This window comes from Microbulbifer maximicatervae (SeqCode) (assembly GCF_052467305.1).
Map to the genome: position 1 here is coordinate 5,365,190 of NZ_CP174306.1, position 16,975 is coordinate 5,382,164.

The 16,975-nt window shown below is 49.9% G+C and carries 15 protein-coding genes; 12 read left to right on the top strand and 3 right to left on the bottom strand.

What is annotated here, in order from left to right:
• Both pdsR and ACJJI4_RS23485 read right to left on the bottom strand, forming a co-directional pair.
• Entirely contained in the window at positions 1-690 is a 690-nt protein-coding gene (pdsR, locus tag ACJJI4_RS23480) for a proteobacterial dedicated sortase system response regulator (protein WP_108735148.1), read from the bottom strand.
• Between the two features lie 211 nt (positions 691-901).
• Positions 902-1,588: an OmpA family protein gene (locus tag ACJJI4_RS23485; protein ID WP_108731695.1), complete on the bottom strand. Its 687-nt coding sequence runs from the start codon at positions 1,586-1,588 to the stop codon at positions 902-904.
• A 468-nt stretch (positions 1,589-2,056) separates the two neighbouring features.
• Between ACJJI4_RS23485 and murJ the strand changes: the two genes are divergently transcribed.
• The 6 genes from murJ to ispH all read left to right on the top strand — a co-directional run bounded on the left by murJ (position 2,057) and on the right by ispH (position 9,546).
• Positions 2,057-3,667 carry a murein biosynthesis integral membrane protein MurJ gene (gene murJ, locus ACJJI4_RS23490; RefSeq protein ID WP_108731696.1) on the top strand — a complete coding sequence of 537 codons (1,611 nt, stop codon included), beginning with the start codon at positions 2,057-2,059 and terminating at the stop codon, positions 3,665-3,667.
• Positions 3,668-3,766: 99 nt separating this feature from the next.
• Positions 3,767-4,747: a bifunctional riboflavin kinase/FAD synthetase gene (gene ribF, locus ACJJI4_RS23495; RefSeq protein WP_413664303.1), complete on the top strand. Its 981-nt coding sequence runs from the start codon at positions 3,767-3,769 to the stop codon at positions 4,745-4,747.
• Between the two features lie 51 nt (positions 4,748-4,798).
• Positions 4,799-7,603, top strand: a complete 2,805-nt coding sequence (gene ileS, locus ACJJI4_RS23500) for an isoleucine--tRNA ligase (protein ID WP_444926609.1) — start codon at positions 4,799-4,801, stop codon at positions 7,601-7,603.
• Positions 7,596-8,123, top strand: coding sequence for a signal peptidase II (gene lspA, locus ACJJI4_RS23505; RefSeq protein WP_444892732.1), 528 nt, complete (start codon positions 7,596-7,598; stop codon positions 8,121-8,123). The genes ileS and lspA overlap by 8 nt, the downstream gene beginning before the upstream one ends.
• A gap of 6 nt (positions 8,124-8,129) precedes the next feature.
• Complete coding sequence (locus ACJJI4_RS23510; RefSeq protein ID WP_282934364.1) at positions 8,130-8,570, top strand: FKBP-type peptidyl-prolyl cis-trans isomerase; 441 nt, start codon at positions 8,130-8,132, stop codon at positions 8,568-8,570.
• A gap of 43 nt (positions 8,571-8,613) precedes the next feature.
• Entirely contained in the window at positions 8,614-9,546 is a 933-nt protein-coding gene (gene ispH / locus ACJJI4_RS23515; protein ID WP_444926610.1) for a 4-hydroxy-3-methylbut-2-enyl diphosphate reductase, read from the top strand.
• 27 nt (positions 9,547-9,573) lie between these two features.
• On the opposite strand, the gene ACJJI4_RS23520 is transcribed toward ispH, so the two are convergent.
• Positions 9,574-10,086, bottom strand: a complete 513-nt coding sequence (locus ACJJI4_RS23520) for a GspH/FimT family pseudopilin (protein WP_444926611.1) — start codon at positions 10,084-10,086, stop codon at positions 9,574-9,576.
• A 198-nt stretch (positions 10,087-10,284) separates the two neighbouring features.
• On the opposite strand from ACJJI4_RS23520, the gene ACJJI4_RS23525 reads away from it, so the two are divergent.
• Genes ACJJI4_RS23525 through ACJJI4_RS23550 form a run of 6 tightly spaced genes read left to right on the top strand, consistent with a single transcriptional unit; the run spans position 10,285 to position 16,894 of the window.
• Positions 10,285-10,845, top strand: a complete 561-nt coding sequence (locus ACJJI4_RS23525) for a GspH/FimT family pseudopilin (protein ID WP_444926612.1) — start codon at positions 10,285-10,287, stop codon at positions 10,843-10,845.
• Between the two features lie 10 nt (positions 10,846-10,855).
• Positions 10,856-11,293 (top strand): type IV pilus modification protein PilV, encoded by a 438-nt coding sequence (gene pilV / locus ACJJI4_RS23530; protein WP_444926613.1) that lies wholly within the window; start codon positions 10,856-10,858, stop codon positions 11,291-11,293.
• Between the two features lie 11 nt (positions 11,294-11,304).
• A complete protein-coding gene (locus tag ACJJI4_RS23535; RefSeq protein WP_444926614.1) occupies positions 11,305-12,375 on the top strand; it encodes a PilW family protein in 1,071 nt (356 codons plus the stop codon).
• 14 nt (positions 12,376-12,389) lie between these two features.
• Positions 12,390-12,947 carry a pilus assembly PilX family protein gene (locus ACJJI4_RS23540; RefSeq protein ID WP_444926615.1) on the top strand — a complete coding sequence of 186 codons (558 nt, stop codon included), beginning with the start codon at positions 12,390-12,392 and terminating at the stop codon, positions 12,945-12,947.
• A gap of 24 nt (positions 12,948-12,971) precedes the next feature.
• Complete coding sequence (locus ACJJI4_RS23545; protein ID WP_444926616.1) at positions 12,972-16,457, top strand: pilus assembly protein; 3,486 nt, start codon at positions 12,972-12,974, stop codon at positions 16,455-16,457.
• A 5-nt stretch (positions 16,458-16,462) separates the two neighbouring features.
• Complete coding sequence (locus ACJJI4_RS23550) at positions 16,463-16,894, top strand: type IV pilin protein (RefSeq protein ID WP_444926617.1); 432 nt, start codon at positions 16,463-16,465, stop codon at positions 16,892-16,894.
• Positions 16,895-16,975: the final 81 nt, after the last annotated feature.

Sequence of the window (16,975 nt, forward strand, 5' to 3'; positions counted from 1 at the left end):
TTACAGCTGCCAGCGATACCCCATGCCGTAGGCGGTTCCTATGGCATTAAACTCGGTATCCAGCGCCTGGAACTTGCGCCTGATTCTTTTGACGTGAGAGGTGATGGTGTTGTCATCCAGCACTACGCGGGCCGCTTCCATAAGTTGGCTGCGGGATTTAACGTGACCGGGCCTTTTGGCCAGGGCGTGGACAATCCAGAATTCGGTCACGGTCAGGTCTACGGGTTGCTCATCCCAGTGGCAATGGAGCCTGGAAATATCCAGCCATAGCTTTCCCTGAGTTAAGCTCTCGCCTTCATCGTTTTGATCTCGCAGCACGCTAACGCGGCGCAGTAGGGCGTTAATTCGCGCCTGCATATGGGGTAGGGAGATATCCTTGGTGAGGTAATCATCAGCCCCCAGGCGCAGTCCGGAAATAATATCCAGCTCTGAGTCCCTGGCGGTGAGAAATAATATTGGCAGGCTCGGCGCCATAGCGCGCAATTCCCGGCAGAGCTCAAAACCGCCCTCCACCTCGCTGCCCAGGCCAACATCGATCACGGCCAGGTCCGGCAGCCGCTGGCGAAAAGCATCCATGGCCTCAATCCTGGCGCTGTATAAATCGACCCGGTAACCGTGGCGGCGCAGGGCATCGCGGTAGTTTTCTGCGATAGCGCGTTCATCTTCGACAATGGCGATGGTTGCACTCATGACAAATCCCGACTTAATTCCTTTCTGGCGGAGAATCATGCACGAAGTTGCAGGGGTTAGGCAAAAAGGCGGGCGCAAGGCGCCCGCAAATACAACAGGGTTTCTATCAGCTTGGAGTTGCGTGAGTGGATTTGCGATCCACTCACGCTTGTGTAGTGCGGCTTGAAGGCGAAGGGGAATGCGGATTTGTTGTCCGCCGTGCCCCTTTGACTCAGAAGTTTCCCGCCATGGACTCCGGAAGGGAGAAGCGGATGTCGACGCGGCGCTCCATGGCGTAGGCGTCTACATCGCCTCGGGCTGCCTGGGAGTAGGTGGAGCCGAGTGCACTGCGGCTGATTCTTGAGGCATCAACTCCCAGTGATACCAAAGCCTCTTCCACACTCAGTGCGCGTTGATCGGACAGTACATTGTTGTAGCCGTCGCTGCCGCGAGGATCTGCGTGTCCCTCCAGGTGGATTTGCAGGTGGGGGTGGCGCTTGAGGAAGTCAGCCATGGCACTCAGCTGGTGCATTTGGCCCTCCTGAAGCTCGTCCTCCCCAGTGGTAAACAGCATTTGGAATTGCAGTGAATCCAGGGCCAGTTGGCTGGCGTCGTTCGCGGACAGTTGAGCCGCATCCAATTGCTGTGCCAGGTTGCTGAGCTCTGCACGGCTCTCTGTCAGTTGTGTTGCCAGCATATCTGCCTCGTCTGCTTGCTTGATCTGCTCTCCGAGCCAGGCTCCGCCGAGTGCTCCGGCGATAAAGCCAACGGGCCCACCCAATGCTGCACCGGCAATTGCAGAGCCGGTAAAGACTGAGGCCTGCTTGGCCGGAGTCAAATTGGATTCGTTTTGTTCCTTAGCGTGGGCTCCGGTGGCAATCAGAGAACCCAGGGCGACGGCCATCACTACTTTTTTCATTGTTCTGCTCCTTAGCGGCTTTTCTTACTCGTGTGGGCCTGTTCTGTTGCGGCCCGTTTGAGTGTTATTAAAAAGCTCCAAGGAGGCGCTGGCGTGGCGCAGCTATGACCAACTGCGGCTCAATTGTGGCGAAATATGGCGATCGCTCCGAAACCCAGCTCGGAAGCTGGAAGGGGCTGGGCGACCGCAGTTATAGCAGGGGGTGGATGGACAGACGGGGCTGGGGCCATCAACAGCTGCTATGTACCGCACAATTGCCAGAACCAGGGCAATAATCAAAGCACTAATGGTCATCCCTTCTCTCCCCGCACCACCAGCTCCATGGGTGGCGCGACTAGCTCGCTCTTAGTATAGGCTCGCGGTCCCGCAGTCGCAGGGCCTCAGCTCTGTAGAGGAGCCCATATATCCCCAGGTTTTGGGGTAGACTTGCCGGCCAACAAGTTTCAACTTTCGCCAGGAGTCCGAGTTTTGTCGCAGTCATCCCCAGCTCAGGAACAGGCAGTCGAAAAATCTGGTGCTTCCAGATTGCTGCGGGGCAGTTCCGTTGTCGGTGCTGCCACTATGCTGTCGCGAGTGGCCGGGCTGGTTCGCGACGTGGCACTGGCCCGCTTTGCCGGTGCGGGCGATGCTGCCGATGCCTTTTTTGTCGCATTCAAGATTCCCAACTTTTTCCGCCGCTTATTTGCCGAAGGTGCATTTGCCCAGGCCTTTGTGCCGGTACTGGCCGAATACCGCCAAAAGGGCGGTAAGGCGGCTGCGCGAGAGTTAAATGACCGGGTTGCTGGCGCCCTTGGCGGCGTACTTTTGTTGGTTACTCTGTTTGGTGTTCTCTGCGCTCCACTAGTGACGGGTATTTTTGCTTTTGGTTGGTGGTGGGACGGCAGTGAGCGTGAGAAGTTCGATCTCGCTACCGATATGTTGCAGATCACCTTTCCCTATTTAATGCTGATTTCCCTGGCGGGATTTACCGGGGCAATACTCAATACTTTCGATCGTTTTGCGATTCCGGCGCTAACCCCGGTGATGCTCAACCTGGTTTTGATTGCTGCGGCGACTGTTGCTACCAGCTGGTTTGATCCGCAAATTATGGCGCTTGCTTGGGGCGTTTTTGTTGCGGGGGTGGTGCAGCTGCTGTTTCAACTGCCTTTTCTCGCTCGTGAAGGTTTGTTGCCTAGCCCTAAGTGGGATTGGCAGCACAAAGGAGTGCGTAAAATTTTACGCCTGATGGCGCCGGCGATTTTTGGTGTGTCAGTGACCCAGATCAGCCTGGTGATGGACACTCTGCTGGCTTCATTCCTGCCCAGCGGCAGTGTTTCCTGGCTCTATTTTTCCGACCGGCTCACCGAGCTGCCCTTGGGGGTGTTTGGGGTTGCGGTGGCAACGGTGATTCTGCCGAGCTTGTCGCGGCAGCACACTGACGGAGACCCTCGCCGGTTCCGTCATACCCTCGACTGGGCTTTGCGCAGTGTCACGCTAATTTCCCTGCCCGCTTCTGTAGCTTTGGTGGTACTGGCTGAGCCGCTCCTGACAACCCTTTTTCAGTATGGGCAGATGCAGCCGCGCGATATGCAAATGGCCGCCTGGTCCCTGCGCGCTTATGCCATGGGGCTGTTGGCGTTTATGCTGATTAAAGTGCTGGCGCCGGGCTATTTTGCCCGCCAGGATACCTATACCCCAGTGCGCTTTGGTTTAATCGCTATCTCGGCCAAAATGGTGTTGAGCCTGCTGTTTGTGATACCGCTTAACTACTACTTCAAACTCGGCCATATGGGCCTGGCGCTGGCTACGGCTTGTCAGGCCGCTATTAACGCCTGGCTCCTCTATAAAGGCTTGCGTCGAGATGATGTCTATAAACCTGAGGCTGGTTGGGGCACTTACCTGGTAAGGTTGCTTCTGGCGAATTTGGCGATGGTTGCGATTTTGCTCGGGGCCCTGCACTTGTGGTCACAGTGGAGTGAATGGGCCTGGTATGACCGCGCCTGGCGTATGGGGCTAATCGTAGCTGCTGGGGGAGCGACCTATCTGTCCGTTTTACTGGTTTCAGGATTGCGCCCCCGCCACTTCCGCGCCACAAGTTAGTTTATTAAGTGGGCATATCTGGATAAATATGGCCTCTGGCCGCCCAGTGGGAATCCGCTATACTGTGCGGCTCGATTTTATGAGGATGGGAAAATCGCTTTGGCCCAGGAGCGCGAACTAATTCGCGGGTTGCACAACCTGCGCCCCCGCCACCGGGGAAGCGTGGCGACAATCGGCTCGTTCGACGGTGTACACCTCGGTCACCAGGCGATTATTGCGCAGCTCAAGCAACGCGCGCAGGAACATGATCTGCCCTCGGTGGCGATTATCTTTGAGCCCCAGCCACATGAGTTCTTCTCTGGGGAAAGGGCGCCCGCGCGTCTGATGCGCTTTAAAGAGAAGGTGTTGGCGCTATTTGATGCTGGTGCTGACCGGGTGCTGTGCCTGCAGTTTAACGAGAAACTGCGCAACCTGAGTGCCGATGCTTTTGTGCGCCGTATTCTTGTGGACGGCCTTGGAATCCGCCATTTGGTGGTGGGAGACGATTTCCGCTTCGGCTGTGATCGCAGTGGCGATTATCGACTTCTCCAGGGCGCCGGAGCCGAAAATGGATTCACGGTGGAAGACACGGCTACGCTTGAGGTTCGCGGAGCCCGGGTGAGCAGCACCCGCATCCGCGAAGCCTTGCAGCGGGGCGAATTTGAGTTGGCCGAGGCCTTACTCGGGCGCCCTTACAGTATTACCGGACGGGTTGCCCCCGGCCGCGCCTTGGGCCGGCAACTGGGTGCTCCCACAGCCAATGTGCGTTTGCACCGCTACCGCTCCCCGCTGGTTGGCGTTTACACCGTTCGCACCAAAGCCGCGAATGGAAGCGAACTCGCAGCTGGACGGCCGGAAATTGACGGTGTGGCCAATGTGGGGTTTCGCCCGACAGTTGAGGGAGAGGGCGCCCGGCCACTACTGGAAGTCAACTTGTTTGATTTTGATGGCAACCTCTACGGGAAAGAACTAGCGGTAGAGTTTTGCCACAAACTTCGCAATGAAGAGAAGTTTGCCTCCCTGGAAATCCTCAAAGCCCGCATCGCTCAGGATATTGACGATGCTAAAGACTGGTTTGTGCAAAACCCCAAGGGGCACTAACCGGTGTATAGACGATGAATTATTCTCTACTAGAGCTGAAGTAGACATCCAATGACTGATTATAAAGTGACCTTAAACCTGCCTGAGACCGACTTTCCTATGCGCGGCAATCTGCCCCAGCGCGAGCCGGCTATTTTAAAGAAGTGGCAGGAAACCAAGCTCTACGAAAAAATCCGCGAAGCGCGGGCGGGGCGCGAGCAGTTTATCCTGCACGACGGCCCCCCCTACGCCAACGGGGATATTCACATAGGTCATTCGGTCAACAAGATTCTCAAAGATATTATTATCAAGTCGAAAACCCTGAGCGGTTTTGACGCTCCCTATGTGCCTGGCTGGGACTGCCACGGCCTGCCGATTGAGCACCGCGTCGAGAAAAAGATTGGCAAGGCGGGCGCAAAGGTGGATCACAAAACTTTCCGCCAGAAGTGCCGCGAATACGCAGCCAAGCAGGTGGACGGACAGAAGAAAGACTTTATTCGCCTGGGGGTGTTCGGTGAGTGGGACAACCCCTACCGCACCATGGATTTCCAATTTGAAGGCGATATCATCCGAGCGCTTGGGCGAGTGGTCAAAAATGGCCATTTGGCACGGGGTTTCAAGCCCGTGTACTGGAGCGTTGTGGGCGGATCAGCTCTGGCGGAAGCGGAAGTGGAGTATCAGGATAAAACCTCCTACTCCATTTACGTTTGCTATCCGGCGACGGAAGAGACATCCCTGGCTATCGCCGATGCGGCAGGTGGACACGCGGGTGAAGGCCCCCTATCCGTTGTTATCTGGACCACAACCCCCTGGACGCTTCCTTCCAGCCAAGCGGTTTCTGTCAATGCTGAGCTGGAATATGTTGTGGTGCAAACGGCCGAGCGCCGATTGCTCGTTGCCGAAGCACTCAAGGACGCCGTATTGGAGAAGGCGGGGCTCGAAGGTGAAGTGGTAGGCCGTATTCGCGGTGCTGCCTTGGAGCACCTGAAGCTAAACCATCCTTTCTACGAGAAGCAATTGCCGATGATCCTCGGCGACCATGTCACCACTGATGCAGGTACAGGCTGTGTACACACTGCGCCGGACCATGGTCCCGATGACTTCCAGGTGGGCAAGCGCTACGGCATCGATACCCTGAACTATATCGATGACAATGGCGTGTACCGCGATATGGTACCGCTGTTTGCCGGTGAGCACGTCTACAAGGTGGACGACAAAATCGTGGCCCTGTTACAGGAGCGCGGAGTACTTCTGCACCAGGGTAAGATGGAGCACAGCTACCCTCACTGCTGGCGCACCAAGACGCCGCTTATTTACCGCGCAACTCCGCAGTGGTTTGTGAGCATGCAGCAGAATGACCTTCTGGAGAATGCACAGAAGGCAGCGGATGAAGTTCAGTGGATCCCCGGTTGGGGCAAGGCTCGTATCGATGCCATGCTCGATGGCAGTCCGGATTGGTGTATTTCCCGCCAGCGCACCTGGGGCGTGCCCATCGCTTTGTTTGTTCACAAAGAGACCCATGAAATCCACCCGGACACTCCCGCTTTGATGGACAAAGTGGCTGAAAAGGTCGATGCCGAGGGTATGGATGTTTGGTTTGACCTGGACCCGCAGGAGCTCTTGGGAGATGAGGCAGACCAATATCAAAAGGTTACCGACACCCTGGATGTCTGGTTCGATTCAGGTGTGACTCATTACGCCGTACTGGAGCGCCGCAACGGCCTGCGTTTCCCGGCAGATCTGTACCTTGAGGGCTCTGATCAGCATCGAGGCTGGTTCCAGTCTTCACTGAAGACCTCCATCGCCATCAACGATTGTGCCCCTTATAAGCAAGTGTTGACCCACGGTTTCACGGTAGATGCACAGGGACGGAAAATGTCCAAGTCCATCGGCAATACCGTTGCACCACTGGATGTAATCAACAAGTTGGGTGCAGATGTATTGCGCCTTTGGGTTTCCGCCACAGACTTCAGTGGTGAAATGGCGGTTTCCGATGAGATCCTGAAACGCACAGCGGACTCTTACCGTCGCTTGCGCAATACGGCTCGTTTCTTCCTGTCCAACCTGGCTGGGTTTGACCCGGAAAAAGATTTGTTGCCGGAGAGTGAACTTCTGGCGCTGGATCGCTGGGCGCTGGATAAGGCTGCGCGTCTACAGGATGAAATTATCGTGGCTTACGATAACTACCAGTTCCACCAAATCTACCAGAAGTTACATAACTTCTGTGTCGTGGAAATGGGTGGCTTCTACCTGGATATCATCAAAGATCGCCAGTACACCACTAAAGAGGACAGTACTGCACGCCGCTCTGCGCAAACTGCCCTCTATCATATTGTTCAGGCATTTGTTCGCTGGATTGCGCCTATCCTGAGCTTTACCGCAGAAGAACTGTGGCAGTTTATTCCCGGTGCCAAAGCGGACAGCATCTTTATTGAAGAATGGTATTCGCTGCCGAAGCTGCCAGCAGACTCGGTTAAAGGTGCGGACTATTGGGCCGCCATGGCCGAAGTAAAAACTGCGGTAAACAAGGTGCTTGAAGAGCAGCGTGGAGCTGGTGCTATTGGCGGCTCCCTGCAAGCAGCGGTGACTCTGTTCGCCGAAGATGACTTGCGCGAAAAGCTTCTGGAGCTCGAAGACGAGTTGCGCTTTGTTTTGATTTGCTCCTCCACTTCTGTGCAGCCGCTCAGCGATGCTGCCGGTGCAGAGTCCACAGAGCTGGAAGGATTGAAAGTCAGCGTAAGCAAAGTGGATCACCCCAAGTGTGCGCGCTGTTGGCATTACCGTGCCGATGTGGGTGTATCAGCAGAGTATCCAGACATTTGTGAGCGCTGCGTGGAAAACGTTTCTGGTGAAGGAGAAGTGAGGCACTATGCCTAGTTCCAACCCTGTTTGGGGGCATCCATGGCGCTGGTACTGGCTGGCGCTGGTGGTGGTTGTCCTCGATATCGCCAGCAAAGTCTGGGCCGTGGATATGTTTATGCACGGCCCTTCAATGCAAATTATTCCCGGCTTGCTGCAATTTACTTATGCCGAAAACTACGGTGCTGCCTTTAGCTTCCTGTCTGATGCTGGGGGATGGCAGCGGTGGTTTTTCGGAATTATTGCCTTTGTATTTAGCGTTGTTGTCAGTGTTTGGCTATGGCGCCTGCCGACAACAAAGCGCTGGGAACCCTGTGCCCTGGCGCTAATTCTGGGGGGGGCCTTGGGCAACCTTTGGGATCGAGTGCTGCTGGGTTACGTAAGGGATTTTATTTCGGTCTATTACGGCAACTGGCACTTCCCGGTATTCAATGTTGCGGATATGGGAATTAGTATCGGCGCTGCAATGCTGGTTATTGAGCTACTTTTTTTTGCAGAAAAAGAAAGTGGCAAAGCAAAAAATAACGTGGAAGTCTAACGAACTATGAGTAATGCCGTTATCGGTGAACACTGCCGGGTGACACTGCACTTTAGCCTGAAATTGGACGATGGCACTGAGGTGGATTCAACCTTCAAAGGTGACCCAGCCTCTTTCAGTGTTGGCGATGGCAGTTTGCTGCCGGGCTTTGAAAAAGCGCTTTTTGGTTTAAAAGCGGGGGATGAAGCCGAGATCGAGATACCGCCGGAGATAGGATTTGGTCAGCGCAACCCGGAAAACCTGCAAAAGGTGCGCCGGGATACCTTTTCTCCCGATATGGAGCTGGAGCGCGGATTGGTAGTCTCTTTTGACAATGGCAGCGGCGAACTCCCCGGAGTAATCAGTGAGATTGGTGAGGACGATGTTACCGTCGACTTTAATCATCCATTGGCCGGTCAAACCTTAAATTTCCATGTGAAAATTATTGCGGTGGATTCGATCCAATAGGGTCGGGTTCCCTCTTTGTAGCAAGTAGGGTACTGAAGTAGACATGCAAATCCGAATGGCTAACCCCCGGGGCTTTTGTGCCGGTGTTGACCGGGCAATTGATATTGTGAATCGCGCCCTGGATGTATTTGGTGCGCCGATCTATGTCCGCCATGAAGTGGTGCATAATAAGTTTGTGGTGGAGAGCCTGAAAGAGCGCGGTGCGGTCTTTGTCGATGAACTCGATGAAGTGCCCGATGATGTTATCGTTATCTTCAGTGCTCACGGTGTTTCAAAAGCTGTGCAGCGCGAAGCTGAAGAGCGCGGCCTGCGTGTGTTCGATGCTACTTGCCCGCTGGTTACCAAGGTGCATATTGAAGTGAGTAAGTTCAGCACCGACGGTGCTGAGTGCATACTAATCGGCCACGCCGGGCACCCGGAAGTGGAGGGCACAATGGGGCAGTATGACAACTCTGCTGGTGGTGCCATCTACCTGGTTGAAGACGAAGAGGATGTTAGTAAGTTAACCGTTAAAGACGAGAGTAATCTCGCCTATGTCACTCAGACAACATTATCCATGGATGATACTGCTCGAGTCATTGATGCTCTGAGAGTGCGCTTCCCTGAAATCCGTGGGCCTCGAAAAGATGATATCTGTTACGCAACCCAGAACCGCCAGGATGCAGTGAAACAGTTAGCTCTGGAGAGTGACCTGGTTCTTGTTGTCGGTAGCCCGAATAGCTCTAATTCCAATCGCCTGCGTGAACTCGCTGAACGCTGTGGTGCTACTGCTAAATTGATCGATGGTGCAGATGATATCGATGCCAGTTGGCTTCAGGATAAGACGGCCATAGGGATCACAGCGGGAGCGTCAGCACCGGAAGTCCTGGTACAAGGAGTGATTGAGCGACTGCAACAACTTGGTGCAAGCCTTCCTGAAGAAATGGATGGAAGGGCTGAGAATATACGTTTCTCCCTGCCTAAAGAGCTTAAATAATAAGCTCTCGTGCCTCCTTTCTGGGTGCTAGGAGCATTGGCTTTGATTTGCCTGCTCGACTCTCAAGCGACCGCTATGGAACAGTATAAGGGCCAGGCCCTCTGATCCATCAAGGGAACAAACGTAGAGGCTTCCCATTTGTAATGCGCCTTGTAGAGAACCTGCCTTGCGACTTTCACCGGTTCCAATAAAGGAAATGTAATCTCTAAGGGGAAAATTAGATAGAACCTTTACTTTATCTAATTTAGGCCCAGACATTACTAGAGTGTCTCTTTCACCGCGGAAACCATCATTGTCGGTATCGATAAAAACCTCCCATCCAAGATCCCAGCCTCCAGAGTTGCGCATAGTGACGCGCTGATTCTTAACAACAGCCGTATTTCTTGTTAGCTGAATAGCACTAATTATTTCTTCCCCTGCAAGCTTTAGCTGTGTTTTTTCAATAATCTGCGTAAAGCTTGGCAGACCGATAAATAGAAGTATCGATAAAATACAAAGAGTGATTAGTAGCTCAAGTAACGTAAACCCCCGATGAGTCATGGTTCCCTCCCGGGATTTTTAGACGCAGGTCTCATTTAAATGACCATTGAATCTGCTGAAATGGCCGCTAGTCGGTTTGATCTGGTTTGATAACGAATTGAAATGCTACTTTTCCGACTATATCCACGGTCTTTTTCTCTTTCTAGGTGTTTGGCGGTAAAGTGAACTCCGAATTATTAGTACAGGCGTTTGAAATAGATGCAATTTAGGAACTTAGATCAGGGTAGTCTTATCCGGAAACAATATGGATTTACGCTAATAGAGATGATGATCACACTTGTGATTTTGGCTGTTCTTGTTGGCATTGCAGTCCCGAGCTTTAAGGACATGATCAACAACAGCCGCTCAGTGGCGTTGGCTGAGAACCTTGCTGGAGCGATTAATTTTGCCCGCACTGAAGCTGTGCGGCGTGGTGACAGGGTCTCTATCTGTGCGAGTACCAGTGGAGTAAGTTGTGGAGCGGCTGATACCTGGAGCCAGGGGTGGATAGTATTTGCTGATGGCGCTGCTACTGATAGTGCGCTGGCGCCGGTAGTTAGTGAGTTAATAAGGGTGTGGGAGATCAATGATGAGGACGCCGATATTCAAGTTGTACAGGGAGCTGCTACAAAGTTCATCCGCTACACAAGTATGGGGACATTGGGACGCTTTACTGATACGTCAATAACGGTGAAAAACTCTAAATGTACTGGCACTAATGAAAGAACAATGACAGTTGGAGCCGCTGGTTTAATAACCGTATCGAAAACCGACTGTTAAGGAGAGTGAAGTGAAATTACTGAATTTCCAGCGTGGAGTTGGACTAATCGAAGTGATGGTAACTGTATTAATTCTTTCCACTTCGTTGCTTGGTTTGGCTGCACTGCAAAACAAAGCGCTGCAATATAACCATAGTGCCTATATGCGCTCACAGGCGAATGTTTTGGCTCAAGATGTATTTGAGCGCATAAGAGCTAATCGTGAAAATTTATCAGACTATGAGATAGATGTTGATGATCCCACACCAACTGCGAGTTCAAATCGCGCTGATATTGATTTAAGTGAGTGGCGAAACTTGTTGTCAGATCTCCTCCCGGCGGGTACGGGGGGAATTAGTTGTGATGTAAACGATGTATGTACGGTGATTGTCCAGTGGGGGGAAGAGGATTCCACTGGTACTGGTGATGATGAAGGTACCAGTAGCTTTCAATATATGACAAGAATTTAGTTGGAGTTTCAATGCTTAAGCAACGAGGAATTTCTCTTGTAGAACTTATGGTGTCTATAACTGTTGGCTTGGTATTAATGGCTGGAGTGGTACAGCTTTTTTTATCGAGTAAAGTCACATTTACAACCCAACAGGCTATAGCTAGGGTGCAGGAAACTGGACGACTTGCAATTGAATTTATAAGTGAAGATATACGTATGGCCGGATATGTTGGCTGTATGAATATTGCGAGTGGTGGTGAGATTGAAAATTTATTAAATGATAACGAAACAACACCTTATAATTTTTCGCAGCCCGCAGAGGGTATCGATCACGACCAGGTTAATGCAAATTATCCTAATCATTCTGGTGACTCAGATGTTTTATTGCTGAGAAGCGCTAGAGGCACGCCTGTGGAGGTAGCTGAAGAATCATGGCCTGATCGGGTTTGGGTAGATGATACAGGAACTGAAGAAAATGGCTGTGATGTGGGTGAGGATAAATTTAGCGGCATCTGTTTAAATGATATTTTGATAATTGCCGATTGTACAAAGGCACAAGTTTTCCAAGTGACTGGATTTGACCGTACAACTAATAATGCGGTGAGGGAGATTGGGCTATATCACTCAGATGCTGATGGCTTCACACCTGGAAATATAAAAGGGAGCGGTGTCTTTGGTGCAAGTGAACGCAATCATAAAAAATACTTCACCTATGATGCGCAAGTTTTTGTGGCAACCAGTACGTATTATTATATCGATAATGGAACTTCTGGTCGCCCAAGCTTGTTTCGAGAGGTAAATGGTGAATCTCAAGAACTTCTAGCTGGAGTTGAACAAATGCAGATCACTTATGGCTTGGATACGAGTGCTAATAGAGATTATGTTCCAGATGTATATAAGCCCGCTAAAGAAATTGCCGTTACCGACTGGAAAAACTTGGTCAGTATTAGGGTGGAATTATTGATTTCCTCTGATGACGATAATGTACTTCAGGACACCCAACTATACAGTTTTAATGGGGAAGAGGATCTAAATCCAGGCGATAAGCGCTTGCGCCAGGTCTTCATGAGTACCGTATCTATCCGTAGCAGTATGCCGTGATTGGAGATAGAAAAGTGAGAAAAAGGTATCATATTAAAAAACCGAAAAATCAAGTTGGAGCGACGTTACTTGTCGGCTTGATTATTTTATTGCTGATGACTTTTATCGGACTTGCGGCAATTCGCGGAAGTGGCATGCAGGAGTTAATGGCCGGTAATATGCGCGATCGACAGCTTGCATTCCAAGCAGCGGAAGCCGCTTTGCGGCTTGCCGAGGCCGAACTTTCTGACGTATCCGGGAAAACTATTTCTTTTGCAGATGAGCCCGAGTCTGGATCGGGATATTTTCAGGAAATGAGTGGTTCTTCCGCAATTGAGTTTTGGTTGGAGTTTGACTGGGAAAACGACTCGATTTCACCTGACATAGATGACATGAACCTCAGTGGAGTTGCCAGTCAACCGCGCTATGTAGTCGAGAGAATTGAGGGGTCGGTATGGAGTGGCAATGATGGTGGTCCTATTGATCACACTAACCAAGCTAACGCTGAGCCACCCGAATACTACCGGATTACCAGTCGCGGCGTCGGTAGTAGCGATAGCACCATAGTAATTCTCCAGTCTACTGCGCCTTAATAATTTGCGCTTGGAATAATGATTATGATTCGTCTTATAAGAAAATTTAAAAGCGCCTCTAAAATTATGGCGGCATTTTTAAGCTTAGGGATAACACATAGCGCAGCATCTCTCGATCTTGCTCAGCAGCCACTATTTTTAAGTACTTCGGTTGATCCAAATATTATGTTTATTTTGGATGATTCTGGATCAATGCAGTTTGAAGTTACTCCCTCGGAAATTACTGAGTATTTTTCTGTATGGACACAGATATGGAATAATAAAAAAAAGAAGTATGTGTATAGGTATGAAACCTATTCAGTAGAGTATGTTTTCCCGCAAACTGAAGCGGATAGTCATAATGCTGCTGTGCGATTAACCCCTTGTCCTTATAATAGCTCTTCGTCTTCTGGTTGTGACTACTGGAATGGGTCCGATGATAGACAGACCATAGCGAAATTCGATAGCGATAATAAATGGGCTGCTTATTACCGCTCCTCATATAATAACAAATCTTATTATAATCCAGCCGTTCTGTATCTTCCTTGGGCCGAGGAGGATGAATATGGCAATGCATTTTTAAATGCAAATCCTCAGAAGGCATATCACAACCCTTATGATATCTCTAAAGGCTGGCGCAACCTCACAGTAAATAATAAACAGAGTGCAAATTGTTGGATAAAAGGCACCGCTTCCAAGGATTCGAGTAATTCATTCGATGAATTGTGTGAGAGCGGCGACCTTACATTCTATCCCGCCACCTATTTTAATTATAAAGGGACAGCTTCATCAGATGTTTATTTTTCTAGTAGCTATGATCGTGTCCAAATTAAGAATGATGGAAGTACCTATGCGGGGGGCAGTGCGCGAACGGACTGCGCAGATTCAAGTGCTTGTACCTATGCTGAGGAAATTCAGAATTTTGCTAACTGGTATAGCTACCATCGCTCTCGTGTATTGATGTCCCGGGCAGGGATCGGACATGCTTTTTCGGCCCAAGGGGAGGGGTTACGCGTAGGTTTTGGTACACTTAATACTGGTAGCAAAACTATTGATAATGTTAGCACTGATGTGATCCTTGAGGGGGTGCGCGCTTTTAAGGATACCGATAGAGAGAATTTCTTTGAGAGGCTGTATGGAACAACGATTCCTTCACAAGGGACCCCTTTATTAAACGCTCTGGAAGCAGCGGGTAAATACTACAGTCGCATGGATAGCAGGGGGCCTTGGTCTTCAACACCTGGAGAGAGTGATAGCACTAGCTCTGATGTTGCCTGTAGATCGAGCTATACCATTTTAATGACAGATGGTTATGGCAATGATTATGGCAGTAGTAAGATTGATAACTACGGCAATGCGGATGGAACTTATGGCGCGCCATTCTCCGATTCGTATAGTAATACACTGGCAGATATTGCCATGGATTATTGGAAAACCGATTTAAATACCAATCTATCAAATAATGTAAGTCAAGCTGAAGGCAGTATTGATACGGCAACCTGGCAACATATGGTGACTTTTGGGGTTGCACTTGGAGTAACTGGCAACATCGACCCGGAAACGGCGTTTAATGCTATTGATACCGGTACTACTATTTCTTGGGGGGACCCAGACGCCAGTGATCCGAATAAATTAGATGATCTATTGCATGCCTCACTCAATAGCCGTGGAGGTTTCTATAGTGCTGCCGACTCCACTACTTTCGCTAATCAATTGAAAGCGGTGTTAAGTGATATTAGCGGGCGATCTGGATCGGCATCGTCGGTAGCTGCCAACTCTACTCGTCTCGGAACTGATACGTTGGTTTTCCAAGCGCTATTTGATTCAAATGATTGGAGTGGCGAAGTCAAAGCCATTGAAATGGATACCGATGGAAGCATGAGTGATACTGCTAAGTGGAGTACATCTACTTCAGGGAAAATACCCACGTCAGGTCGAACGATGCTCACCTTTGATGGCTCCGACACCGTTAGCTTTACTTGGAATAATCTTACCGCCGCACAAAAATCGGCCTTAATTGGAGTGGATGATGAATCCGTTGGTAAGGAACGTTTGGAATGGCTGTGGGGCAAGTCGATCACTGGAATGCGTAGCCGTACACATCTGTTGGGTGATGTTGTTAATAGTAGTCCAGCATTAGCGGATAATAGAGATATGAATTATTCGCGCCTTCCTGGAGCTCTTGGAGGAGACGAATACCAGACTTACTTATCGGCTAAACAAAGTCGCTCAAAAGAAATTCTCTATGTGAGCGCTAACGATGGAATGTTGCACGGATTAAATACTTCCACTGGTATTGAAGAATTTGCATATATTCCATCGGGTGCCTATGAAAAGCTGGCTGATCTGACGAAGACTGACTACGGTACTGAATCTAACCCCCATGAGTATATTGTGGATGGCCCCTTGTATGTAAGCGATGCTTATTTTAATGGCGCATGGAAGAATGTTTTAGTCGGCACTTATGGGGCTGGCTCGGAAGGACTTTTTGTTCTTGATGTGACTAACCCATCGACTCCAAAAGTTATGTTTGAACTGGATAGTTCAGATAGTGACAGTATTGGCAATATCATTGGGCAACCGACAATTGCGCCGACACCAGCGGGCTGGAAATTAATTTTTGGTAATGGGTACAACTCTAATGACGATACCGCCGCTTTGGTTGTTGTCGACTTGGCAGATCCCAGTGATATAGTTGTATTAGAGACCGGCAGCACAACCAGTAACGGTTTGGCGGGTCCCGCGCTATTGCCTGATATTTATGGTGTGGTTAGAGCCGCATATGCTGGTGATCTTTTCGGTAATATGTGGAAGTTTGACTTGAACAGTTTTAAGGTTGCATTTGACGTTAAACCCTTGTTTACTGCAAAGGATTATAATGGCAATCCTCAGCCTATCACCGCTACACCCACGCTAGGAGCAAACTGGCAGGTGGAAAATGCTATTATGGTGTACTTTGGTACGGGTAGCTATTTATCGACAGCTGATGATGGTAAGGGGGGGGTGATTCATACCTTCTATGGCATTGTTGATAATGAAAATAATATTACATCTACCGATAGATCCGAATTGTTTGCGAAATCTATCTCAGAGTCTGCCGGCTCGAGAACCATTAACAAAGATAGTGATACCTCTTGGTGGGGCACTCAAAAAGGATGGTATTTAGATTTTGGCACAGCCTCTGGATCTACTGGCGGAATAACAGGCGAGAGAATTATTAGCAAGCCTCTATTAATTCAAGATCACTTAATTTTCCCGACTTTAATTCCATCAGAGGACCCCTGCGCTTACGGTGCGGCAGGCTGGACTATGGAAGTGAGAGGGCTAGGTGACCCCAAATATGCAAATGATGGTATTCTGAAAGAGCCCAACACGAAACAGGATAGTGCTACTACCGGTTATTCTGATGTTATCATTGCAGGAAAAAAAGTGCTTATCCCTTATTCAGATACTTCAGGCAAGTACGGAAATATACTTGGTGAAACTGGAAGTCCCTATTCTCGATTATCATGGCGGCAACCAAAAGAATAGCATTTATGAAAAATCATAAGTTTAGTATAAATTACGGATTTACTTTGATAGAGCTAATGATTGCTGTAGCGGTTATTGGGATACTCGCGGCAATCGCTTACCCTTCTTATATGGAGTCTGTTCGGAAAAGTAATCGCGCAGAGGCTAAAACTGAATTGAATGATGTGGCGCAGCGTTTACAGCGCTGCTTTACGGCTTTTAGTGCTTACGATGATGCTAACTGTTCCATTGCAGGCAATATATCTAAAGGAAACACTCTGTCAACGGAGAATAATTTTTACTCTATTACAGGTGTTCTGACGGCGACAACATATACGTTGACAGCGGCACCTCAGTCGGGATCATATCAGGTGGGTGATGGTGATTGCACAAGCTTCACTTTAACTCAAACGGGTGCTAAGGATGCAACAGGGGCTAGAAAAGATGATTGTTGGTGATCTTTAAGTCGTTAGTCGTTTCTGGTGAATTGAGACCAACAGAATTTGAGTAGCTCTCGATAAGCTTAGAGCTACTCAAAT